20 protein-coding genes are annotated in these 22,346 nt (G+C 37.6%); 9 read left to right on the top strand and 11 right to left on the bottom strand.

Annotation, left to right across the window (positions count from 1 at the left end):
* Window positions 1-27 precede the first annotated feature (27 nt).
* Entirely contained in the window at window positions 28-1,152 is a 1,125-nt protein-coding gene (locus tag ACTJJF_RS15675) for a prolyl-tRNA synthetase (protein ID WP_440700237.1), read from the bottom strand.
* Window positions 1,153-1,295: 143 nt separating this feature from the next.
* On the opposite strand from ACTJJF_RS15675, the gene proS reads away from it, so the two are divergent.
* From proS to dnaJ, 5 genes are all read left to right on the top strand, one after another.
* A complete protein-coding gene (proS, locus tag ACTJJF_RS15670) occupies window positions 1,296-2,771 on the top strand; it encodes a proline--tRNA ligase (RefSeq protein ID WP_440700236.1) in 1,476 nt (491 codons plus the stop codon).
* A 116-nt stretch (window positions 2,772-2,887) separates the two neighbouring features.
* On the top strand, window positions 2,888-4,219 hold the full coding sequence (locus ACTJJF_RS15665; RefSeq protein ID WP_440700235.1) for a DUF937 domain-containing protein: 1,332 nt from the start codon (window positions 2,888-2,890) through the stop codon (window positions 4,217-4,219).
* 113 nt (window positions 4,220-4,332) lie between these two features.
* Complete coding sequence (locus ACTJJF_RS15660) at window positions 4,333-5,667, top strand: Nramp family divalent metal transporter (RefSeq protein WP_312299838.1); 1,335 nt, start codon at window positions 4,333-4,335, stop codon at window positions 5,665-5,667.
* A gap of 163 nt (window positions 5,668-5,830) precedes the next feature.
* On the top strand, window positions 5,831-6,367 hold the full coding sequence (locus ACTJJF_RS15655; protein ID WP_312299840.1) for a nucleotide exchange factor GrpE: 537 nt from the start codon (window positions 5,831-5,833) through the stop codon (window positions 6,365-6,367).
* Between the two features lie 101 nt (window positions 6,368-6,468).
* Window positions 6,469-7,587 carry a molecular chaperone DnaJ gene (gene dnaJ / locus ACTJJF_RS15650; RefSeq protein ID WP_312299842.1) on the top strand — a complete coding sequence of 373 codons (1,119 nt, stop codon included), beginning with the start codon at window positions 6,469-6,471 and terminating at the stop codon, window positions 7,585-7,587.
* Window positions 7,588-7,696: 109 nt separating this feature from the next.
* Here dnaJ and ACTJJF_RS15645 read toward each other — a convergent pair whose 3' ends face one another.
* Both ACTJJF_RS15645 and ACTJJF_RS15640 read right to left on the bottom strand, forming a co-directional pair.
* A complete protein-coding gene (locus tag ACTJJF_RS15645; protein ID WP_440700234.1) occupies window positions 7,697-9,274 on the bottom strand; it encodes a T9SS type A sorting domain-containing protein in 1,578 nt (525 codons plus the stop codon).
* Between the two features lie 186 nt (window positions 9,275-9,460).
* Entirely contained in the window at window positions 9,461-10,342 is an 882-nt protein-coding gene (locus ACTJJF_RS15640) for a DUF808 domain-containing protein (RefSeq protein ID WP_312299846.1), read from the bottom strand.
* A gap of 204 nt (window positions 10,343-10,546) precedes the next feature.
* On the opposite strand from ACTJJF_RS15640, the gene ACTJJF_RS15635 reads away from it, so the two are divergent.
* Window positions 10,547-11,434, top strand: coding sequence for an alpha/beta fold hydrolase (locus tag ACTJJF_RS15635; RefSeq protein ID WP_440700233.1), 888 nt, complete (start codon window positions 10,547-10,549; stop codon window positions 11,432-11,434).
* A gap of 277 nt (window positions 11,435-11,711) precedes the next feature.
* Here ACTJJF_RS15635 and ACTJJF_RS15630 read toward each other — a convergent pair whose 3' ends face one another.
* The 4 genes from ACTJJF_RS15630 to ACTJJF_RS15615 all read right to left on the bottom strand — a co-directional run bounded on the left by ACTJJF_RS15630 (window position 11,712) and on the right by ACTJJF_RS15615 (window position 16,287).
* Window positions 11,712-12,407, bottom strand: a complete 696-nt coding sequence (locus ACTJJF_RS15630; RefSeq protein ID WP_312299850.1) for a DedA family protein — start codon at window positions 12,405-12,407, stop codon at window positions 11,712-11,714.
* Between the two features lie 85 nt (window positions 12,408-12,492).
* Complete coding sequence (gene prfB, locus ACTJJF_RS15625; protein ID WP_276161124.1) at window positions 12,493-13,605, bottom strand: peptide chain release factor 2; 1,113 nt, start codon at window positions 13,603-13,605, stop codon at window positions 12,493-12,495.
* Window positions 13,606-13,745: 140 nt separating this feature from the next.
* The gene (locus ACTJJF_RS15620) at window positions 13,746-14,852 is read right to left on the bottom strand and encodes an NAD(P)/FAD-dependent oxidoreductase (protein ID WP_440700232.1); all 1,107 of its coding nucleotides are present in this window, start codon (window positions 14,850-14,852) and stop codon (window positions 13,746-13,748) included.
* A gap of 85 nt (window positions 14,853-14,937) precedes the next feature.
* Entirely contained in the window at window positions 14,938-16,287 is a 1,350-nt protein-coding gene (locus ACTJJF_RS15615; RefSeq protein WP_312299856.1) for an AAA family ATPase, read from the bottom strand.
* Between the two features lie 117 nt (window positions 16,288-16,404).
* On the opposite strand from ACTJJF_RS15615, the gene ACTJJF_RS15610 reads away from it, so the two are divergent.
* The 3 genes from ACTJJF_RS15610 (at window position 16,405) to ACTJJF_RS15600 (ending at window position 19,221) form a co-directional block, all read left to right on the top strand.
* Window positions 16,405-17,307, top strand: a complete 903-nt coding sequence (locus ACTJJF_RS15610; protein WP_440700231.1) for an ABC transporter ATP-binding protein — start codon at window positions 16,405-16,407, stop codon at window positions 17,305-17,307.
* 2 nt (window positions 17,308-17,309) lie between these two features.
* Window positions 17,310-18,155: an ABC transporter permease subunit gene (locus ACTJJF_RS15605; protein ID WP_440700230.1), complete on the top strand. Its 846-nt coding sequence runs from the start codon at window positions 17,310-17,312 to the stop codon at window positions 18,153-18,155.
* A gap of 436 nt (window positions 18,156-18,591) precedes the next feature.
* Window positions 18,592-19,221: a hypothetical protein gene (locus tag ACTJJF_RS15600; protein ID WP_440700229.1), complete on the top strand. Its 630-nt coding sequence runs from the start codon at window positions 18,592-18,594 to the stop codon at window positions 19,219-19,221.
* Between the two features lie 421 nt (window positions 19,222-19,642).
* Here the strand turns inward: ACTJJF_RS15600 and msrB are convergent, their stop codons facing one another.
* The 4 genes from msrB to ACTJJF_RS15580 form a co-directional block, all read right to left on the bottom strand.
* A complete protein-coding gene (msrB, locus tag ACTJJF_RS15595; RefSeq protein WP_440700228.1) occupies window positions 19,643-20,746 on the bottom strand; it encodes a peptide-methionine (R)-S-oxide reductase MsrB in 1,104 nt (367 codons plus the stop codon).
* A 17-nt stretch (window positions 20,747-20,763) separates the two neighbouring features.
* The gene (locus tag ACTJJF_RS15590) at window positions 20,764-21,207 is read right to left on the bottom strand and encodes a DUF417 family protein (RefSeq protein ID WP_440700227.1); all 444 of its coding nucleotides are present in this window, start codon (window positions 21,205-21,207) and stop codon (window positions 20,764-20,766) included.
* A gap of 80 nt (window positions 21,208-21,287) precedes the next feature.
* Window positions 21,288-21,557, bottom strand: a complete 270-nt coding sequence (locus tag ACTJJF_RS15585; RefSeq protein WP_312299869.1) for a hypothetical protein — start codon at window positions 21,555-21,557, stop codon at window positions 21,288-21,290.
* A gap of 5 nt (window positions 21,558-21,562) precedes the next feature.
* On the bottom strand, window positions 21,563-22,117 hold the full coding sequence (locus tag ACTJJF_RS15580) for a sigma-70 family RNA polymerase sigma factor (protein WP_440700226.1): 555 nt from the start codon (window positions 22,115-22,117) through the stop codon (window positions 21,563-21,565).
* Between the last annotated feature and the right edge of the window lie 229 nt (window positions 22,118-22,346).

Below are 22,346 nucleotides of genomic sequence, written 5' to 3'. Positions count from 1 at the left end.
TTTTTAATAGTTTATTAGTTTGATAAATTACCTGAAGCCACCTCTGCCTCCGCCACCGGATCTGAAACCGCCACCGCCGCCGGAACCTCCTCTGAAGCCTCCGCCACCGGAGTTAAAACCTCCACTGGATCTGAAGCCTCCGGAATCATTAGATCTGAAACCTCCGTTGTTATATCTTGGCTGTGATGGCTGCTGATAATCTGGTCTTGACTGAGGAACGGAATTACGGAAACCTCCGTTAGACTGAGTATTTCTGAAACCTCCTGAATTACCGTTTCTAAAACCTCCGGTATTTCCCTGTTGTCTGAAACCTCCTGAGTTCCCGTTTCTGAATCCTCCACTTGAGTTAGAGTCTCTGAAACCACCGGAATTACCATTTCTGAAGCCACCGTTATTGGTATCTCTGAAACCGTTATTATTTCTAAATCCTGAATTAGCCGTATTCGTTCTGTAAACAGCATTTCCTACTCCCGGATTCACGAAACCTCTTCCGCTTGCTCCACTTCTTCTGTATACCGGTGCATAATAGCTGCCACCCCAGTAGCCGCCATATCCCCATGGGCTGCCATAATAACCGCCCCAGAACGGATCATAATATCCTCCCCAATAAGGAGAATATCCCCAGTATGGACTACCCCATCCGAAAGAGCCTCCCCAGCCCCATCCGAATGAACCGCCCCAACCCCAGGACAGACTTCCACCCCAGCCCCAGCCACGGTTCCAGCCCCAATATGGGCTATAGCCACCGTACCAGCCCCAAGGAGATCCCCATCCCCAGGAATTGTCATAATAATTGGTCTGTGAACCTGCATACAGTCCCCAGTCAGAGTCTGTAGCATTGGAACCCCAGTTCGGATTGGTTCCACTCCATTCGTTATATCTGTTTTGCTGTTCTCGAGAATTCACCTCTGCATTCTGAATCACATTGGAATCCTGATAGTAGTCATAATATTCTCCTACTCTGTTTCCGCTATCATTAATGATAACTCCTTCAGGTAGCGTATCCTTGTTGGGGTCATAATACACCCCATCTGTCTCGCTATACCCTCCCATCTGAGCACCACAAGACACAAGCAATAATCCGCCTGATATTGCCAGAACCCCTTTGGATTTTAGCAGCCCAAGCAAATTTTTATGTATATTTCTTTTCATGATAACGTAAAAATTTTTAATTTAAATTATATTTGCAATCTGTACCAAAAATGTACCAAATACTGATTAAAAAATCTATCAAAAATAGATTTTTATTTTTAGATAACAATAATGTGCAAAAGTTAAAAAAATTTAAAAAAATAATGGCAAAATTAACCTCAAGAAGCGAAGATTACAGCAAATGGTATAATGAGCTTGTTGTAAAAGCTGACTTAGCTGAAAATTCAGGTGTGCGAGGATGTATGGTGATCAAACCATACGGCTATGCAATCTGGGAAAAAATGCGTGATGAAATGGATAAGAAATTCAAGGAAACAGGTCACGTAAACGCATACTTCCCGCTTTTTGTGCCCAAAAGCTTGTTTGAGGCAGAGGAGAAAAATGCGGAAGGATTTGCAAAGGAATGTGCGGTAGTTACGCATTACAGACTAAAGACAGATCCGGACAACCCTTCAAAACTGATTGTAGACCCGGATGCCAAACTGGAAGAAGAACTTATTGTACGTCCTACTTCTGAGGCAATTATCTGGAATACCTATAAAAACTGGATTCAATCTTACAGAGATCTACCGATACTGATCAACCAATGGGCGAACGTTGTCCGTTGGGAAATGAGAACCCGTCTTTTCCTTAGAACGGCAGAATTCTTATGGCAGGAAGGGCACACCGCTCACGCTACAAAAGAAGAAGCCGTAGAAGAAGCAGAAAAGATGAATAAGGTATATGCTGATTTTGCAGAAAACTTTATGGCTATCCCGGTTATTCAGGGATTGAAAACACCATCTGAGAGATTTGCAGGGGCTGATGAAACCTACTGTATCGAAGCATTGATGCAGGATGGAAAAGCGCTTCAGGCAGGAACTTCTCACTTTTTAGGTCAGAATTTCGCCAAAGCATTTGATGTAAAATTCACCAACAAAGAAGGAAAAATTGAGCACGCATGGGCAACTTCTTGGGGAACTTCAACCCGTTTGATGGGAGCTTTGATCATGACGCACTCTGATGATTTCGGGTTGGTATTGCCTCCTACACTGGCTCCAATTCAGGTAGTGATTGTTCCGATCTTCAAAGGAGAAGAGCAATTAGCACAGATTAGTGAAGTGGCTCTGGACATTCAGGCTAAACTGAAAGCGAAAGGAATTTCTGTGAAATTTGACAATGATACTCAAAATAAACCGGGCTGGAAATTTGCAGAATATGAATTGAAAGGAGTTCCTGTAAGAATTGCCATGGGACCGAGAGACCTTGAAAATAAATCTGTTGAAATTGCTAGAAGAGATAATCTTACCAAAGAAGTACGTTCCATTGAAGGTCTGGATTCTTACATCGAAGAATTACTGCAAACAATTCAGCAGGATATCTTCAACAAGGCTCTGAATTTCAGAAAAGACAATATTACCAAAGTTGATTCTTACGAAGAATTCAAGAAAATTCTTGAAGAAAAAGGAGGCTTTATCTATGCGCACTGGGATGGTACTGCAGAAGAAGAAGAGCAGATCAAGGATGAAACGAAAGCAACGATCAGATGTATTCCTTTGGACGATGATGTAGAAGAAGGAGTATCATTAATCTCCGGAAAACCTTCCAAGAGACGTGTATTATTCGCAAAAGCGTACTGATAATTTTAACGATTTTAAAAAAAACCGTTAATTTTTAAAGAAAAATTCAAAAAAAAGTGACATTTGGACAGATTTTTGTTTAAATTTATCTCAACATTAATCTAAAAAAATTTATTATGTCTTTAAATGTCATTGATTTAATTAAAGGACAATTAGGTCCCGCTTTGGTTTCACAGGCTGCAGCACAGTTTGGCGAAAGCGAATCAGGAATTTCTAAAGCAATTGGTGGCTTATTACCTGCAGTGGTAGGTGGATTGGCCAATAACGCAGACAACCCTGGCGTTGTGGATGCTATTACGAAAGCCTCTTCAAGTGGTATCTTAGGAAATTTATTGGGTGGATCATCTAATAATCCTATTATCACCAATTTATTGTCTTCACTTTTTGGAGATAAGATAGGCGGTCTGGTAAATTCCATTGCCAGTTTTTCAGGAATCAGCAACAACTCTGCGGGTTCTTTGTTAAACCTGGTTACCGGGGCTACAGTAGGCACTGTGGGAAAATATGCAGCAGACAATAATTTGGGTGCTTCAGGTATTTCCAGCTTACTGAATGATCAGAAAGGTATTATCTCTTCTTTGTTGCCGGCAGGTCTTTCTTTGGCTTCCTTCGGATTAGGAGCTGAAAACTGGTTCGGTCAGGCTAAGGAAACTGTTTCATCAGTAGCTTCCACTACCAGAGACAATATCGCTGAAGATGTTGCCACTGCAAGAGAAAATGTGACTGAAAGAGCAAGAGAAGTAAGAGAACAATTTGAAAATAACAACAATAATAATCAGGGCGGAGGTTCAATCTGGAAATGGTTGCTTCCGCTTTTATTATTGATTGCAGCTGCCTATTTCTTATGGAAGCAATGTGAGAAAAAAGAAACAACTACCACTACCACAACTACATCTGACTCAGCAATTACCGGATCTACTACCGATACAGCTTCTGTAGCAGGAACTGCAACTCCTGCTCCTGCAACTACAAGAACCGATGAAAATATTGACCTTAACGGGGTCATGTTAAAAGGTTACAAAGGAGGTATGGAAGACCAGATGATCGCCTTCCTGAAGTCTGACGGCTATAAAAATGCAGCAGATGATTCAGCATTGAAAGATAAATGGTATGATTTCGACCATGTGAATTTCAAAATCGGAAAATCCAATGAGCTGGAAGCAGGGTCTCAAGGTCAGCTTGATAATCTGGTAGCTATTCTTAAAGCTTTCCCTGATACTAAAATTAAAATCGGTGGTTATACTGATAAAACAGGAGACGAAGCTAAGAACGTAAAACTATCCAAAGAAAGAGCTGAGTACATCAAAGCTGCTTTAGTAAAAGCAGGAGTTGGTGCTCAGGTACTTGAAGCTGAAGGATATGGAAGTAAATTTGCTAAAGTAGATGCATCAGCATCTGATGCAGAAAGAGCTGCCGACAGAAAAATGGCAGTAAGATTTGCTAAATAATCTTTAGAATCAATAAAAATTGTATCCCGGGAAGTGATTTCCGGGATTTTTTATGCCCATGATTTTTGTGTTTACATTTATTTAATTAAATTTGTTAGTCATTTCTAACATTTATGAATTTCAATATAAAAAGCGCCTGGCGAAAAGATAAAACATCCCATTCTTTATCGGAAGTCTATTCTTCTATAAAAGTCCCTAAAAAAGCTAATTTCTGGAGGAAGTACCTTGCATTTGCAGGCCCCGGGCTTATGATTGCAGTAGGTTATATGGATCCCGGGAACTGGGCTACGGATATTGCAGGAGGAGCGCAGTTTGGGTATACATTGCTTTCAGTGATACTTATATCCAATATTTTTGCGATGGTTTTACAGCATTTATCAGTGAAACTGGGGGTTGTAGCAGAAAGAGATCTTGCACAGGCCTGCAGGGATCACTTCAGTCCTACTACCAATTTTATTCTCTGGGTATTTTGTGAAATAGCCATTGCAGCCTGTGATCTCGCCGAGGTCATTGGTTCTGCGATTGCATTAAATTTATTATTTCATATTCCGCTCACCTGGGGAATTGTGATTACAACCGTTGACGTTCTTGTCATTCTTTTGCTTCAGGCCAAAGGTTTCAGGTGGATAGAAAGTATAGTCGGCGGACTTATTTTTATCATTCTGGCTTGTTTTGTCTACGAAATTGTAATTTCACAACCTGCATTCAATGAAATTCTTGGGGGATTGGTTCCGCAAAAAGAAATTATTCAGAACCCTGCAATGCTCTATATTGCCATAGGGATTCTGGGAGCCACCGTTATGCCTCATAACCTTTATCTTCACAGCAGTATTGTTCAGACCAGAGACTATACCCGTGACAGGGAAGGAAAAAAAGAAGCAATAAAATTTGCTACTTTAGACAGTACGGTTTCCCTGATGCTTGCATTCTTCATCAATGCAGCGATTCTTATCCTGGCGGCAGCAACATTCCATACCACAGGGAATGAGCATGTTGCAGATATTCATGACGCCTATAAGATGTTGACTCCTATTCTGGGGGCTTCAATGGCGAGTATCGCATTTGCAATTGCCTTATTGGCATCCGGCCAGAACTCAACGCTTACCGGTACTCTTGCAGGGCAAATCGTGATGGAAGGATTCCTGAATATAAGATTAAAACCATGGCTCCGAAGACTGATCACAAGACTTATTGCTGTGATTCCCGCACTGATCGTAGCGATTCTCTATGGAGAAGAAGGCACTACTGAATTACTGGTTTTAAGCCAGGTCATCCTCTCTATGCAGCTAAGTTTTGCTGTCGTTCCGTTGGTTATGTTTACCAATGACAAGGCGAAAATGGGTGAATTCGTCAACAAGCCTTTTCTGAAGGTTTGTGTATGGATCATTTCTGTTATCATCATTGTTTTAAATCTGTATTTGCTGTATCAGACATTTACAGGAGAGTAAGTATATCGTATTTTACCAAAAACAATCTTTCGATGTACTATGAACCCGAATAAATAATACGCCCAATTTTGGCCATTTGTATTTCCTGCTTTTCTGCCTAAATGTCTTCTTTTTTCCTTTGGCAGGTTCTTTGTCAAACAATTCTGTAAATAAATATTGAATTATGGAAAATCAGGATATTAACGAAGAAAGCATCAATAATCAGGAAGATAACAACGTTCAGAATGAAGCAACGTCTCAGGACAATGTGACAGCTACTCCTTCTGCTGAGGAACTTTTGGCAGAAGAAAAAGACCGTTACATCAGATTGTATGCTGAATTCGAAAATTATAAAAAAAGAACCTCTAAAGAAAAAATGGAATTTTTCCAATATGCCAACCAGGATATGATGGTATCTATGCTGGGTGTTTTGGATGATTTTGAGAGAGCTTTAAAAGAGATCGCTAAGAACGGAAATCCGTCTGATCTGCAAGGGGTGGAATTGATCTATCAGAAATTCAAAAATAAACTTACCGAAAAAGGATTAAAAGCAATGGAAGTAAATGCAGGTGACAGCTTTGATGTGGATTTCCATGAAGCTATTACTCAGATTCCTGCGCCATCGGAAGAGTTAAAAGGAAAAATCGTAGACGTTATTGAAACAGGGTATACTTTGAATGATAAAGTGATCCGTTTCGCAAAAGTAGTAACAGGAAACTAAAATTCATAAATGATAAATGATGGGTGATAATTGATGACGTTTCATTTATTAAACTTTAAAATATCTTTTATCATTTATCAACAATCAATTATTTAATTGTCATGTCAAAAAGAGATTATTACGAGGTTCTTGAGATCAGCAAATCTGCATCAGCCGACGAAATAAAGAAAGCATACCGTAAAATGGCTATCAAGTTTCACCCTGATAAAAATCCGGGAGATAAAGAGGCCGAAGAAAAATTTAAAGAAGCTGCTGAAGCCTATGAGGTATTGAGCGACGATCAGAAACGTGCCAGATACGACCAGTTCGGGCATGCCGGAATGGGCGGAAACGGTGGTTTCGGAGGCGGAGGCTTCGGAGGCGGTATGAACATGGAAGATATTTTCAGCCAGTTTGGAGATATTTTCGGTGGTGGTTTCGGAGGTTTCGGCGGTGGCGGTGGTGGCCGTCAGCAGGTGAAAGGTTCTAATTTAAGAATCAGAATCAAGCTGAACCTTGAGGAAATGGTAAACGGAACTCACAAAACCATTAAGGTAAAAAAAATGAAGATGGCAGAAGGTGCTACTTCAAAAACATGTCCTACCTGTAACGGTTCGGGTGTTCAGCTTAAAGTAATGAACACGATGTTCGGCCAGATGCAAACCCAAACAACCTGTGGAACCTGCCAGGGAATCGGAAAAGTTGCCGATAAAATTCCGGCTGGGGCAAACGCTCAGGGTCTTGTGAAAGATGAAGAGGAAATTACGATTAATATTCCGGCAGGAGCAAGAGACGGAATCCAGCTTAATGTAAGAGGAAAAGGAAATGATGCTCCGTTTGGCGGAACTCCGGGTGACCTGTTGGTAATCATTGAAGAGGAAGTGGATCAGACGATCAAAAGAGAAGGCGACAATCTTCACCAGGAATTGTATGTATCGTTTGCTGAAGCTGCTTTAGGAACTAAGAAAGAAATTCCTACAGTAGGCGGAAAAGTAAAAATCACCGTTGATCCGGGAACACAATCCGGAAAAATTCTAAGATTAGCAGGAAAAGGACTTCCTAGCATTGATAGCTATGGCAAAGGAGATATGTTCATCCACATCAATGTATGGACTCCTCAAAAGCTTACCAAAGATCAGAAAGAGTTCTTTGAAAAGCAGATGTCCAGCGGCGAAATGGTTGCAGAACCGTCCGGAAAGGAAAAAACTTTTTTTGATAAAGTGAAAGATTTATTCAATTAATATATGAGGGACCTCCGGGTCTCTTTTTTTATAACAGAAACTAATCTCAGTGTTTCATAAAATACAAAAGCCGATTTTAATTCTTTAAAACCGGCTTTATATTTTCAAATTATTTTTTTATAATCTTTATGGTTTGTTCTTTCTTATTGTATTTCATACGAAGCAGGTAATTTCCAGGTATACAGTTTTTAAGATCAAGCTTAATCTTACCTTCCTGTCTTGTATACTCCAGATCTTTAACCAGTTTTCCATCCATACTAAATAAAGCTATGTTTTCCAGTCTGCTTTCAGTATTCAGATCAATATACAGAAAATCCGTCGCAGGATTTGGATAGAATGCGGGTACTTGGTTTTTTATGGTTTCGGATGTATGTAAAGTTTCATTATTTAAAATAATTCTTGCTAATACAAATTGTCTGTCATTATGAGACGAATCTCCTGAAATCAGGATTCTTTTATTGTTATCAAATTGTATTGAAGACAGCCGTCTCAAAGAGTTATAAGTTGGAAGTCTGAATAATCCATTGGTTCCAAAAGAAAGATCCGGAGTTCCGTCAAAATTAAATTTGGTCAGATACATCCAGTCGTTATCAATATAGCCTCCTGTAAAGTAGAATGTTCCTCCCACATAGATCCCATTATCTCCTAAAATGATAGAATTAGATTTTTCACTCCCGGCATCTGGAATATTAACAACTTTACGTTTTACGACACCATTCAACCCAAAATTATTCACAAACTGCCCTTCTGAGTTTATTTTAGCCACCCAGGTTTCACTGATGTTATTTACGGATGCAGAACCTGTTATATAAAAATTTCCATTGGTATCCTGAATCATATTTCCAAATTCAAAAGGATTTCCCAGATTAAAAATTAATTTACCATTGGTTCCAAATGTTGTATCATAAGTTCCACTCATATTTAACCTCGCCACAAAAATATCCTGAGGACCGGTGGTTACCTCTGTGGTATCTGTAATTCTTCCTATACCGGCAACGATCAGCTTATTATTGGCTACAAAAATATGCATAGCACTTACTCTTTCCTGGGAAACCCCTGTATTTAAGGTAAAATAAAGCTTTCCATCAGTACCAAAGGATGTGTCAAAGCTACCGTCCTGGTTCAGCTTTAATAAACATGCTCTTCTTTTAGGATATCCATATTCAGCCCCGCCACATATAATTATTTTCCCGTCAGATAATTCAACAGCACTATAAGCAATGTCAATAGTTTCTACAGTTGTCGGATACCCCATATTGACAGCAATTTTTCCACCATTCCCAAAGGTTGTATCTAAAGTTCCATCAGAATTAAATTTTTCAATAAAAAAATTCTGACTGTACATATAACCAGCGTTCCCAATTGTTAAATATTTCCCACTGTTCAATTTTATGATTTTATAATGAGAAGATTGATTTTGAGTGATCTGAATTCCTGCGTTTCCAAATGAAGTATCCAGATTCCCTTCAGGATTTACTTTATAAATAGCTCTTTTTGCTCCTGGTCCAATATTTCCCAATACAACAGCACTATTGTCAGATTCTACGAGAATATCACCTGCCTTGTCCCAAGTGGTGGATGGATTATAGAAATTGAATCCATAAGTACCATAAGAAGAATCGAGAGTCTGTGCATTTGAAAATAATGAACAACCTAAAAAAGTTGTATAGAATAATTTTTTTGTCATGGTTATTTTTTTGCAAATATAGCTTTTACACCATTGACGATACAAGCTAAACAGGCATTAAATCTATATATTCTCTTTATTAAGTCCCTTTCTCTGATGTTCAATTGATTTTTAATAGAAGGCATAAAAAAACCGTATCACTATTTATGATACGGCTCGGTTTTATAATGTTTTTCAGACTTCTTACTACTTCTTAGCAGCCAAAGAATAAATGGCTTTTCCTATGGTAAATACAGCTACAGCAGCCAATCCACCTACAATTCCGAAAGTAAATTCCTTTAACATGGACGGCCACGTTGGAAGCAGCTCATGTAAATAATGGATATTGTGGGCAAAGATACCTCCTGAAACCAGGATCAGAGCAATTGTTCCCACCACACCTAATATCTTGATAATGACAGGAAGTGCCTTTACCAATAAGTGTCCAAGTTTTGAAATTACTCCTTTATCATGGCTTTTTTTGATCAGTTTGAATCCTGCATCATCCATTCTCACGATAAGCGCCACGATTCCATATACTCCCACAGTAGCTATGAACGCAACGAAAGTAACAGTTATAATCTGTGTAAGAAGCGGATGCTCCTGCTGAATTACAGTTCCCAGTGCAATAATGACGATTTCGATTGAAAGAATAAAATCTGTTCTGATTGCTGAATTGATTTTTGCCTTTTCAGAAACCTCGGAGTTTTCATCTTCTTTGCTTTCGTCCATTACTTCATGTCCTTTTTTGGAACGATGAAAAAGGAATTCGATGATTTTTTCCACCCCTTCAAAGGCAAGATACAGACCGCCCAGAATAAGAATCATCTCAATTGCCGGTTTATACAGCCAGTTGAGCAGAAATGCAATAGGAAGAATAATAAGCTTATTGATGAACGAACCTTTAGTAATCGCCCATAAGACCGGAAGTTCCCTGGAAGAAAGAAAGCCCGTAGCCTTTTCTGCATTCACAGCCAGATCGTCTCCCAAAATACCTGCTGTCTTTTGTGTAGCTATTTTACTGGTAACCGCTACATCATCCATCAATGCTGCAATATCATCTAAAATTGCAAAAAAGCCTGATGCCATATTTTAATAATTTTTTAATCTTTGTTAAGTTCAGCAAAAATAAATATTTAATTCTATTTACAAACGTTTCTTAAAACAAAAAGGGTGAAAAAGATATCGTCCCAATCAAAAAGGAGCTTTCATCAAAAACTACGGAAAAGATTTAGCTATTTTTTCGACGCTAAATTACTTCATTATCAATGAGATTTTCAGTATTTTTACTTTATGAAAAAGCTCATTCTCAGGTATCATTTTTTCGTTATGGGACTCATCAGTTTTCTTTTACAGTCCTGTAATACGAGATTCAGGGTTTGGGTAGGCCCTGAAGGCCAGCAGAAGATCTATAATTTTAAATACGGAGAGCATAAAAGGCAGAAAATGGATATTTTCCTTCCAAAAGATTATACAAAAGATACTCCTGTTGTATTAATCGTACATGGTGGCGCCTGGACACTGGGAAGAAAGGAACATATGATCCAGATTCAGAAAATGCTTTTCAACAATAAGATCCCTAGCATCAATATGAATTACCGGCTGGTGTCTTCCCGGAAAAAAATCACGTATAAGCAGCAGCTTGATGATATCGGTTCTGCCATTGAAAGATTCAATTCTTTATCGGAAAAAGCGGAACTTCTTCCCAACAATTATATTATTCTGGGGGAAAGTGCAGGCGGACACCTTGCTTTGCTTTACGGCTATCAGCATCCTGAACAGATCAAAAAAATTATTTCATTGAGCGGTCCAACTGATTTTTACAGTCCGGAATATCTTAATTCTTTTTATTCAAAGTATACCTCTCCTACTTTTCAGAAAGTGGTAGGCACAAAGTTTGACCGTAAAAATATCTCTGAAGCTTTTAAAGAAGCAAGTCCGATTGCCAATATTACCAATGTGCCAACCCTTTTATTCCAGGGAAATAATGATTTTCTGGTGAATCAGCATCAGGGATTAGCGATGGATTCTGCCCTTACCCGTATGAATGTTCTTCATAAGTTTATCTTTATGGAAAAAACAGGCCATGTACCCAGATTTTTCAATAAAAGGAAAAGGGACAGTATTATTTATCCTAATATTCTGAATTGGATTAAAACGGATACCTTATCAAAATTATAAAGCCTGATTGGAATGGATAAAACGTAGTCTTTTAGAATCTACAATTTTTATCTTTTCCAATGCCTAAATCTTTTTTGCTGATCAGAATTTTTTTTGCTCTCGCAGATTTCACAGATTACGCAGATTTTATATAAACATCTAAATGACTGGGAAAAGATATCTATCTGTATTGTAAAAAATAAACAATATAAATACGTAAAATAAAATAATCGTACAGTAATGGCCAACAAAAAAGCTGCCTCAGATGAAGCAGCTTCGTATATTTTTACTTGAATTTTTATTCAAAATCTTTGTTTTCGTATTTAGAGAAATCTTCTTTTTTCCCAAACATAAACTTAATGATCACCGGAAGTGTCGTCACAAGTACAATAACGATAATGATATATTCCAGCTTTTCTTTTAAGTTGATTCCGAACTGATCCATGAACAGTTTATCCAGATAATGCCCTGCAAAGATCAGAATAAAGGACCATAAAACGGCTCCGATGATATTATCTCTTAAGAACTCTTTTTTGTCCATTTTTACAATCCCTGCAACAATGGGAGTAAAAGTTCTCACTACAGGTAAGAATCTTGCCATAATGATAGCTAATGCCCCGTGTTTTTCAAAAAAGTCATGAGCCTGATAAAGATATTTCTTTTTGAAAAGCATAGAATCCGGTCTCTTGTATAAAGCCGGACCTGTTTTTCTTCCGAAATAGTATCCCACTTCATTTCCTATGATGGCTGCAATAGCGACTCCTGTGGCTAAAAGTGTCGTATCCAGGAAATCACTTCCTGTAGAGCCAAAAGTCTCTTTGATGATTTCAACGGCGTAAATCCCTGAAACGAACAAGAGTGAGTCTCCGGGAAGAAAAAAGCCTACAAAAAGACCCGTTTCCGCAAAAACAATAAACAAAATAAGCCAAAACCCTCCCATTTTGATGTAAAACTCCGGGTTTAATAAATCCTTCCAGCTATTGAAATCTTCCATATATATCGATGAACAACAAAAATAAGTCTAAAATGTCTGAAACAAAAATTAATTATAAGATTTTAACTAAAATTCATGTGATATTTTACAGGTCGAGGTCATCATCGGAAACTGCCGTCCCATCGGCCATCAGGAATGCTTTCAGGAATGGAGTGATATTTCCGTTCATTACCGCATCCACATCTGATGTTTCATGACCTGAGCGTACATCTTTTACGAGTTTGTACGGGTGCATCACATAATTTCTGATCTGGCTTCCCCATTCGATCTTCATTTTGTTGGCTTCTATTTCATTTCTGGCCTTCATACGCTCTTCCAGTTCTATTTCGTATAGTCTGGAACGAAGGAGCTGCATCGCTTTTTCTTTGTTCTGAAGCTGGGAGCGGGATTCTGAGTTTTCAATGATAATTCCGGTAGGTGCGTGACGCAGACGTACAGCGGTTTCTACCTTGTTTACGTTCTGACCTCCGGCTCCAGAAGATCTCATCGTTTCAAAGGAGATATCGGCAGGGTTAATATTAATTTCGATTGTATCGTCTACCAAAGGATAAACATATACGGAAACAAAGCTGGTGTGACGTTTCGCATTACTGTCGAAAGGCGAAATCCTTACCAAGCGGTGAACCCCATTTTCACCTCTTAAATATCCAAAGGCAAATTCACCTTCTATTTCCAGTGTAACAGTTTTTACTCCGGCAACATCCCCTTCCTGGAAGTTGAGCTCACGGATTTTATAGCCTTGTTTTTCTGCCCACATCGTATACATTCTCATCAGCATGGAAGCCCAGTCACAGCTTTCCGTACCACCGGCACCGGCAGTAATCTGAAGAACGGCAGAAAGCTCATCACCTTCATTAGAAAGCATATTCTTGAATTCCAGGTCTTCAATTTTCTCTACCAGCTGGGGGAAAGTTTCATCCAGTTCTTTTTCTGAATCAGCATCTTCTTTGGCAAAATCTACCAAAACCTGCATATCTTCAAACTGGGTCTGAATTTCATCATAGCTTTCTACCCATTTTTTCTTGGAACGAAGCTGTTTCAGAAATGCTTCAGCCGTTTTAGGATTATCCCAAAATTCCGGAGCTGCGGTCTTTTCATCATCGTTGGCAATTTCTATCTTCTTTTTATCAATCTGAAGGTATCTGTGTAAATCTTCAATTCTGGATTGAACTTCTTTTATCTGGTCGTTGTTGATCACGATTTTTTCTTTTTTGCAAAAATAAGGAATTCTTTTAGAGTGGAAAGCTAAGAGCTCAATGTTCGGGATTGAAGTTATCCTTCATACTTGTTCTGTAAGTCATACGGTCAAAAGGTAACAATTTCATGGTTACAAGTGTATTATATCAATTCTGCTATCTTTTCCCCCATCACAGGAGCCAGCGCTACTCCCATTCCTGAGAGTCTTACAGCACAAAACTGTCTTTCTGAGATTTGTTTTATAATGGGAGTCTTTTCATTGCCCATGGCCATTATTCCTGACCAGCGTAAAGCAATTTTAACATCCTGACCGGGTAAAATGACTTCTTTTAAAAAGTCTTCCAGGTGACGCTGCAGAAATTCTGTTGTTTCAAAGGCTGTTGTTTCTTCGGTTTTAAAATCCTGGTTTCTTCCCCCTCCCAACAATACACGGTTTCCAAGGTTTCTGAAGTAGTAAAAACCTTCATCATAGTGAAATGTTCCGTTAAGCTTTAATCCTTCTATAGCTTCGGTCAGTACAATCTGTCCACGGGCAGGAATAATGTTTTCGTTTTCCAGGAATTGTGAGCTGAATGCATTGGTACAGTAAATAAGCTGATCTGCCTTTACAGAAATTCCGTCCGGAAGATGAACTTCAATTTCATCTGATTGTTCTTCAGTATTTTTTACTTCCGTTCCAAATAAGAACTCAACTTTCATTTCATGACATTTTTCCAAAAGCTTCTGCAGCAGCTTTCCCGAATGCAGACTTCCTTCACACGGATTCTCAATAAGAAAAGGAGATTTTCCCAATCCAAACTCTTTTATTTTTTCCTGCTTCAAAGAATAGGTTTCCTCAAGTCCTGTAATGGGTTTCAGTATTTGATTAACCTGCTTGATATGATGCAAAGGTTCATCATTATTCAGAATCTCATAACCACCGTTAAGCTCAAAGTCTATTTCATTACTTTTAAAATAACGTCTGATCTTCTGTAGGCCTTCAAACCTCATCTTCACCAGATCCAATGTTTTTTCCCAACCCATTTTCTGAGAATCGGCGATCACTTCGGTAAGGCTTCCAAAGCAGGCAAAACCGGCATTTCTTGTGGAGGCTCCTAAGGGGATCGTATTCCGTTCAATAATTAAAACAGATTTTTCAGGATATTTTTCTTTTACCGCAATGGCAGTCCAAAGCCCGGAAAACCCCGACCCAATAATGACAATATTTCTTTTCCGGTAAAAGGTTTCAAGCTCCCAGATGCTGTTCATGAGTAATGAGCAATTCGTAATGATTAATTTTTTATTAATGCAGTTATAATAAACGTTGAAAAGATACTGAAATAAAACCCTATCACTACTCTTCCTTCTCTCCGTTATGATGAAAACCTATTGCCCTTCTCGGTTCTTCAACTACTTGATAGGTCTCCAGCTCACTTCTCAGCGCCTGAATCCTGAATCTGAATTCATCCAAATTATTGATAATAACATCGGCAAGGAACCTGGCTACCTGATCAAGATATTCTTCTGTCAGTTTTCCGGCAGCATCCCTTAAAGCGCTGTCCAAAAGCCTTTGATCTATTTTCAGTTTTTCATTTCTGGTTCTCTGGTAAAGATTTTTAATTCGTTTCTTCAGGCTTTGTGTAAAATCGATCAGCATCGTATTGCTGAACGCTTTCATTTTTGAAGCGACCTCATGCCAGAAAGGAACCTTATCCGCCTTGTTGTTTTTGAGTATTTTATAGAGCAGGGAATCTTCTTCAAGCCCTTTGGTCATTGCATATAATATAATTTCAGAACGTTCTGATGCATTGGGTGGAAAGATCGGAATCATCACATCAAATCTTCCGGGTGCCAGGATTTCTTCATCAATTTCTGAAACAGAATTGGCTGAGCCTACCATCAGTACTCCTTCCTTCTCAAATTTTCCGATATAGTGAAGAATAAGTTCCTGGGCTTCAAGGTTGCATGAGGCTATATCTGTCTCGGCAGTTCTTTGTCTCATGATTTCATCAAAATCGTCAAGAAACAGCAGCATTTTATTTTCTTTCATCATCTTCAGCAGAAAGTCGCTGAAATTGATCTCGTTTCCATCAATGAGTGATGTTCCGAGGTAATGTTTTTTAACTTCTTTAAACTGATACCCGATAATTTCAGCAATTTTGTTTGCCCAGAAAATTTTACCGCTTCCCGGAGGACCGTACAAAATGATTCCAGCCGGTTTGTTGATTCCCCAATCTTTGATCTGCTGAGGATTCAGGAAAGGTTCCAAGACAGCAGAAGTATAGAAGAAAAGATCTCTGTAGCCAATGAAATCTCTTTGCTGCAGACTGGTCTTATGCCCGAAATAATTATAGACAAACTGATAGTTTCCTCCTAATTTATTATCAATCCCGTAGCTTGAAATTGAAGATTTAAAGAAACCGTTATCAAAAATATTCGGGTTATTATCTTTTATTGCTTTTTCAACTTTGTCTTTAGGCTGATTGATCACTTCTGCAATCTGCTCCAGGGTTTTATTTTTATCCAGATCCTTTTCATACAGTCTTAAAAAATCTACATTTTCACGGGCAAATTTTTCAAAATCCTCTTTTACTTCAAAATTGGTGCTGATACAGTCTACCAATTCAAGATCAAAATCCTGTATAAATTGTTTGATGGCTTCTGCAGAGACATTCAGTTCTTCTGCCAGTTCAATTAACTTCATAAACTTTTCATTAATTCTATCAAATTTAATGCATTTACAGTTAAATTTAAATTGATTTATGATAATTCTGTAACATTCTCTAATTTATATAGACTACTACTATGTAAAACAAATTACATGGAAAAAATTTTATCAGTAAAGAATCTGACAAAAAAATTCAAAAGAGTTGTGGTCAACAATATTTCTTTTGATGTAGAAAGAGGAAATGTTTACGGGCTTCTGGGGCCTAACGGAAGCGGAAAATCCACTACTTTCGGGATGCTGCTTTCCACCATTAATCCTACCAGCGGAGACTGGTTCTGGTTTGGAAAAAAGGGAACAGATCCCGAAACTTTAAAGAAAATCGGAGCTATTATCGAGCAGCCTAACTTTTATCCCTATCTGAGTGCAGAGACTAATCTTAAAATTGTTGCCGAGATCAAAGAAACTCCTTATTCAAGAATTGAAGAAGTACTGAAAACCGTTAATCTGTATGAAAGAAGAAAAGATGCTTTCAAAACCTTCTCTTTAGGAATGAAACAGCGTCTGGCCATTGCTTCTGCCATGCTAAATAATCCTGAAGTACTGATTCTGGATGAACCTACCAACGGACTGGATCCTGAAGGAATTATCCAGATCAGGGAAATCATCAGCAATATTGCCAAGCAAGGTATTACCATCATTATTGCCAGCCACCTTCTGGACGAAATTGAAAAGATCTGCAGCCATGTGATTGTAATGAAAGAAGGCAACTCCATCTATTGCGGCAGAGTGGATGAAATGACAGCCAATAATGGTTATTTTGAATTAAAAGCAGACAACAATGTATTACTTTTCAATGCTTTGAATGAACTTCCGTGGTTCAGCTTCGTCAATCAGGACAGGGATTATATTAAAGCCCAGCTTCGTGACGATGCATCCGTATCCGCATCAGCACTGAATCAGAAACTGGCTGAAAAAGGAATTTTCCTGTCTCATTTAACCAAGAAAAAATTGTCTCTTGAATCTCAATTCCTTGAACTTGTAAAAAACACCAACTAATCATGATGAAATTATTAAAACTGGAATACTATAAAAATCTGAATTACAAACCATTCAAGATTTTCACCCTTCTTTATTTTGCCATTCTTACTGCATTGCTTTTCATCGGATTGGTAGACTTTGATGTTTTGGGAGGAACGGTAAATCTGAAAGAACAGGGTATTTATAACTTTCCCGAAATCTGGAATTTCACCACATGGATCGTTGCTTTGCTTAAAATTTTCTTAGGATTGATCATTGTTTTCTCAATCTCACAGGAATTCAGCAACAGGATGTTTAAGCAAAATACCATTGACGGATTGAGCAGGAAAGAATTTATCACTTCAAAACTACTGACAATAAGTATTTTTACCATTATTTCTACCATCATTGTGTTGGCCATTACGATGTTTTTAGGATATCAGTATTCAAAGACAACGGATTCTGCAAAGGTTTTTGGGGAAATATTTTTCATTGGAAATTACTTTGTAAAGCTATTTACATTCTTCTGTTTTTTAATGTTCTTATCCATTTTGCTGAGAAAATCAGTGTTCGTATTTCTGGCTCTTTTTGTTTTCTGGATCGGTGAGGGAATTTTATCTAAGGTTGAAATATTCACCAAAATAAAAGGTTTACAGGGGCCTCAAAGGAATGAAATCCTTCAAAATGACTTTTTTGTCAGCCATCTTTTACCGTTGGAAAGTATGTCCAACCTTATTCCCAATCCGATGATCAGATTAGACATGGCAAAAATGATGGGATTAAAATATGAATTCCACTACCCTACAGAAAGCCTTATTGCTTGCCTGGTATGGTGTGCTGTTTTTATATTCGGATCGTACTGGATTCTGAGAAAGAGGGATTGGTAGATGGTAATATTTGGAATTTAAAGATTTAAAAATTGCAATATTTAAAGATTATTTTTTAAGTGGTTCGTTTTCGGATCACTTTTTTTGGCTTAAAATTTTCATTTGATACTGTCAAAAACTAGCCATGAAAAAAATATACTACTTTCCGGGATTGATTAGCGCCTTGCTGATGCCTGTTTTATTCTGGTATTATGGAAATCAGAGATTTTTATAAAGACCCGAATAAAATTGAAAGAGGTTATGATAATATTTGTGGAACTGAATCTGAAACCATCTATTATAAAGAAGAAAGCAATTATAAAGGCTTTGATAGATTAAAATATTTACTCGAAATTCCTAAACAGTCATTCTATATAATTTTCGGATTTTTATTGTTTGTCAATATTTCCATGTTCAGCATTAAAGAAAATCTCCAAATTCAAAGAAAAAGATTAACATGAAAAAAATATACTACTTTCCGGGATTGATCAGCGCCTTCCTGATTCCTGTTTTATTCTGGTATTATGGAAGCCAAAAGTTTGAAGATATTAATGTTTCTGTGATAGACATTGGACTTCCTGCCAAAGAAAGAGAGGGGATTAAAAATACTTTTGCAAGTTTTGAACTTTACCGAAACTGGGATTACAAAAAGATAAAAATAGCTTCCGGTACAGCCCAGAAGAATTCAAAATCATATGTTTCTGAACTGAAAAAACTTCAGGAAAGAAATGAGAAAGAGTCTGGTATTGAGTTTATTTTAGATCAAAATAATAGCTATTGTGATTTTGTCTCTGTTTTGAATGATCTGGCAATTGCCAAACAAGATCAGTATGCCGTTGACCTGGAGAAAACAGGACATATTTTTGCGGTTTATAACTATATTACTCCCAATGCCCAAGCTCCCGAATATGCATGTTTGCTCTGTAATGATGTGATCAGACCAGAATATAAACCTGATTTTTTTGAAAAAATACAATTGCTTCTCACAGAACTTCCGAAAGATGCCTATTACATTATTTTTGGTTTTCTTCTATTTCTGAACATTTCTATGCTCAGCATCAAAGAAAGATTTCAACTACATCATTAATTCAAAATAAAAAGAGACTGTCCAAAAAGTTTTGGCAGCCTCTTGTTGTTATAAAGAATAGAATTTAGGGAGAGTTTGAGGGTCATATAAATATCTTGAATCAACCTTAGATCTGACACTTTATATAAAAACATTCTTGTTCGATAAAATTTAAATAGAATTAACGGGTCGCTCCTCCGGAGCTTTATTTTATGGGGATTTCATTTTTCTACTAACAGTAGATCCCGATGGGATCAAATTCAGCTCCAATGGGAGCTGACTGTTAATAGAACGTATTTGTTTTAAAATTAGAGCTCCGGAGGAGCGACCTGTTAATTCATAGCATAAATATTAATATTTTCAATGTATTTATACTTTTTATCGGACAGTAATGGGTCGCATAAAAAAGACTGTCCTTTTTGGACAGCCTCTTCCTTTCACATTACTTTTTATCTAACAACGGAAGATATTTTCCGTATCCTTTTGTTTCCATTTCCGCTTTGGGAATAAATTTCAGCGAAGCACTGTTGATACAGTAGCGAAGACCTCCTTTATCTTTAGGACCATCTGTAAATACGTGTCCCAAATGAGCATCTCCGGTTTTACTTCTTACTTCTACCCTATCCATACCATGGGAACGGTCCAGTTTTTCATCAATCAGACTCTTTGTGATTGGTTTTGAAAAGCTTGGCCATCCACATCCAGATTCAAATTTATCTGTAGAAACAAATAAAGGTTCCCCCGTGGTGATATCTACATAAATTCCTTCACGGGTTTCGTCCCAGTATTCGTTTTGGAAAGGTCTTTCCGTACCATTTTCCTGGGTAACATTGTATTGCTCGGCAGTCAATTTTTCTTTTAAAACTTTTTTATCCTGCTTTTGATAAGAGGTTGTTTTTGCCGGAAGCGGATTGGCTTTTTTGGCCATTTCAAACAGTCCCGGTTCAATATGGCAGTATCCTCCCGGATTTTTATCCAGATAATCCTGGTGATAATCCTCCGCTTTATAGAAGTTTTTCAGAGGAATGGTTTCCACCAATATAGGTTTGCTGTAATTTTTTGCCAGCTTCTGCACTTCGCCTTTCACAACAGCTTCATCCGTTTTATCGGTAAAATAAATTCCTGTTCTGTACTGGTTTCCTCTGTCATTTCCCTGCTGGTCTTTACTTGTGGGATCAATTGTTTTAAAATATAAATCAATCAACAGTTTCAGATCTACCTGTTCCGGATCATACTTCACTTTTACGGTTTCTGCAAAACCTGTTGTATGACTTACCACCTCTTCATACGTAGGATTTTGAGTATTCCCGTTGGCATAACCCACTTCTGTTCCTACAACACCACGAATTTGTTGAAAAAAATGTTCTGTGCCCCAGAAACATCCACCTGCAAAATAAATCTCTCTAACGTTTTTGTTATCCATAATTTTCTCATTTTCTTTTTTTATTTCCACTACATCAGGCTTGTTTTTTTTGAAAAGCCCGGATCCCGCAGCAAAAACTGCTATACCCAGAATGATTCCGAGTACAATTAATATATTTTTCATTTTTACCTTTTTATTCATTACTTATTATTTTGAACGATCATCAATCCAAATCCTAAAAGCATAAGGTCTTTTAAAATAAAGAAATCCGTCACAGGCACTCCGTCCACTATTTTCCATATTCCCGGTGTTGTAAACAAATAGCTTAATGTCACCAGAAAAGTTACGGTCATTCCTATCCCTGCATACTTTTTCAATACAGCAAATTTCGCACTAAATATCAGGAGTAATGCAATGATAATTTCTATCGCTCCGATAAGATTTGACACTGCCTGGACGCTTATAATTTTATATACGAAAAAAGTTAAGAAATGGTTTTCTACCAAAGGTTTTATTGCAGCAGCTTCCGTGGGAGTGAATTTGAAGATACCAATCCACAGTAAAATAAGAGCTGCTCCGAAAAGCGAGATATAATACCCGATTCGGGTTAATTGATTTTTAGATTCCTGTACTGTTCCGACCATATTTTTAAGATTTTAAATGAATACTTTATTGTTTTCAAAAGTATAGTCGGAGCTATTTTAAAATCCTGACAGAAATTTTCCTAGAAATTTAATTTATCGATCATTTTGTTTTTAAAGTCCTGAATTTCAGAATCATTAATTTCAGTTTTTTCTTCAGAGAATTTCTTTTTAAAAACTTTATCCAAAAGTGCCAGCTTTTCATTGTACATTCTGCACCATTTGCAGATCATCAGGTGCATGCTCAGCATTCTGTTTTCTCTGGAAGAAATAGATTGGGCATTCCTCTTTTCCATCAGTAAAGTAGCTTCACTGCATGGTAAAAATAATTTATGTAGTAGTCTTCTTATCATTTCACTTATGATTTTGAAAACCAGTTCAACTCCAGACATTCTCTGAGCTGCATACGGCTTCTCTGCAAAATCTTCCAAAGATTAGTCGTAGAAACTTCTAATTCCTGACTGACTTCCGGTGCTTTTTTTTCTTCGATATAATACATTTTAAGCAGAATCTTCCATCTGGAGGGCAATTCTTCGATACATTCCTCCAATGTTTTATTAAATTCTGTACTGTCTAAAAGCTCATCCCCATCGCCAGAAACATTCCAGTCATTCAAAACATCATTATTTTTCCATGATCCCGTTTCATCAAAAAAATGATCGAGTCTGATATTGGGTTCAGATTTATATTTTTTACGGTAAAAATCTGCAACTTTCCTGTTCAGAATAGCCATCAGCCATGTAAGCGCATTGCTTTTTCCTTCAAAAGAATCATAAGCTGAGTAAGCAGCGAGAAAAACTTCCTGAACAACATCCTGTGCATCTTCTTTATTCGAAAGTACATACAGTGCCCGCTTCAAAAGCGGTCCTGAATATTGTTCTATCCAGCTTTTCAGTTCTTCATCTTTTGTCATTGGAAGGATTTTTTGTCTTATTTCAGATCACAACGAAGGTAGTAAGTTAAATGGAAAATTGCAAAATGAGATCGATTTATTATTGATTACAGTTATTACAAACTTGCCATCTCAAACCTTATAGGTTTTGAAAACCTGTAAGGTTTACCACACCCCATTAGCCAAACTCGTTATCATTCAAAACATAGCATAAAATTATTACAAATCGCTTAAAAATAGTAAATTTGCA

This window comes from Chryseobacterium sp. 22458 (genome assembly GCF_052044975.1).
Taxonomy (GTDB): Bacteria; Bacteroidota; Bacteroidia; order Flavobacteriales; family Weeksellaceae; genus Chryseobacterium.
This window is presented reverse-complemented; position numbering and strand designations above follow the sequence as displayed.

Bases quoted from the DNA above. Each gene is read 5' to 3' on its own strand.
- ACTJJF_RS15580 (WP_440700226.1), bottom strand. From the start codon at position 22,117: ATGACAAAAGATGAAGAACTGAAAAGCTGGATAGAACAATATTCAGGA.
- ACTJJF_RS15645 (WP_440700234.1), bottom strand. From the start codon at position 9,274: ATGACAAAAAAATTATTCTATACAACTTTTTTAGGTTGTTCATTATTT.
- dnaJ (WP_312299842.1), top strand. From the start codon at position 6,469: ATGTCAAAAAGAGATTATTACGAGGTTCTTGAGATCAGCAAATCTGCA.
- ACTJJF_RS15635 (WP_440700233.1), top strand. From the start codon at position 10,547: ATGAAAAAGCTCATTCTCAGGTATCATTTTTTCGTTATGGGACTCATC.
- ACTJJF_RS15665 (WP_440700235.1), top strand. From the start codon at position 2,888: ATGTCTTTAAATGTCATTGATTTAATTAAAGGACAATTAGGTCCCGCT.
- ACTJJF_RS15630 (WP_312299850.1), bottom strand. From the start codon at position 12,407: ATGGAAGATTTCAATAGCTGGAAGGATTTATTAAACCCGGAGTTTTAC.
- proS (WP_440700236.1), top strand. From the start codon at position 1,296: ATGGCAAAATTAACCTCAAGAAGCGAAGATTACAGCAAATGGTATAAT.
- ACTJJF_RS15640 (WP_312299846.1), bottom strand. From the start codon at position 10,342: ATGGCATCAGGCTTTTTTGCAATTTTAGATGATATTGCAGCATTGATG.
- ACTJJF_RS15600 (WP_440700229.1), top strand. From the start codon at position 18,592: ATGAAAAAAATATACTACTTTCCGGGATTGATCAGCGCCTTCCTGATT.
- ACTJJF_RS15620 (WP_440700232.1), bottom strand. From the start codon at position 14,852: ATGAACAGCATCTGGGAGCTTGAAACCTTTTACCGGAAAAGAAATATT.
- msrB (WP_440700228.1), bottom strand. From the start codon at position 20,746: ATGAAAAATATATTAATTGTACTCGGAATCATTCTGGGTATAGCAGTT.
- ACTJJF_RS15660 (WP_312299838.1), top strand. From the start codon at position 4,333: ATGAATTTCAATATAAAAAGCGCCTGGCGAAAAGATAAAACATCCCAT.
- ACTJJF_RS15615 (WP_312299856.1), bottom strand. From the start codon at position 16,287: ATGAAGTTAATTGAACTGGCAGAAGAACTGAATGTCTCTGCAGAAGCC.
- ACTJJF_RS15605 (WP_440700230.1), top strand. From the start codon at position 17,310: ATGATGAAATTATTAAAACTGGAATACTATAAAAATCTGAATTACAAA.
- ACTJJF_RS15655 (WP_312299840.1), top strand. From the start codon at position 5,831: ATGGAAAATCAGGATATTAACGAAGAAAGCATCAATAATCAGGAAGAT.
- ACTJJF_RS15675 (WP_440700237.1), bottom strand. From the start codon at position 1,152: ATGAAAAGAAATATACATAAAAATTTGCTTGGGCTGCTAAAATCCAAA.
- ACTJJF_RS15590 (WP_440700227.1), bottom strand. From the start codon at position 21,207: ATGGTCGGAACAGTACAGGAATCTAAAAATCAATTAACCCGAATCGGG.
- ACTJJF_RS15610 (WP_440700231.1), top strand. From the start codon at position 16,405: ATGGAAAAAATTTTATCAGTAAAGAATCTGACAAAAAAATTCAAAAGA.
- ACTJJF_RS15585 (WP_312299869.1), bottom strand. From the start codon at position 21,557: ATGATAAGAAGACTACTACATAAATTATTTTTACCATGCAGTGAAGCT.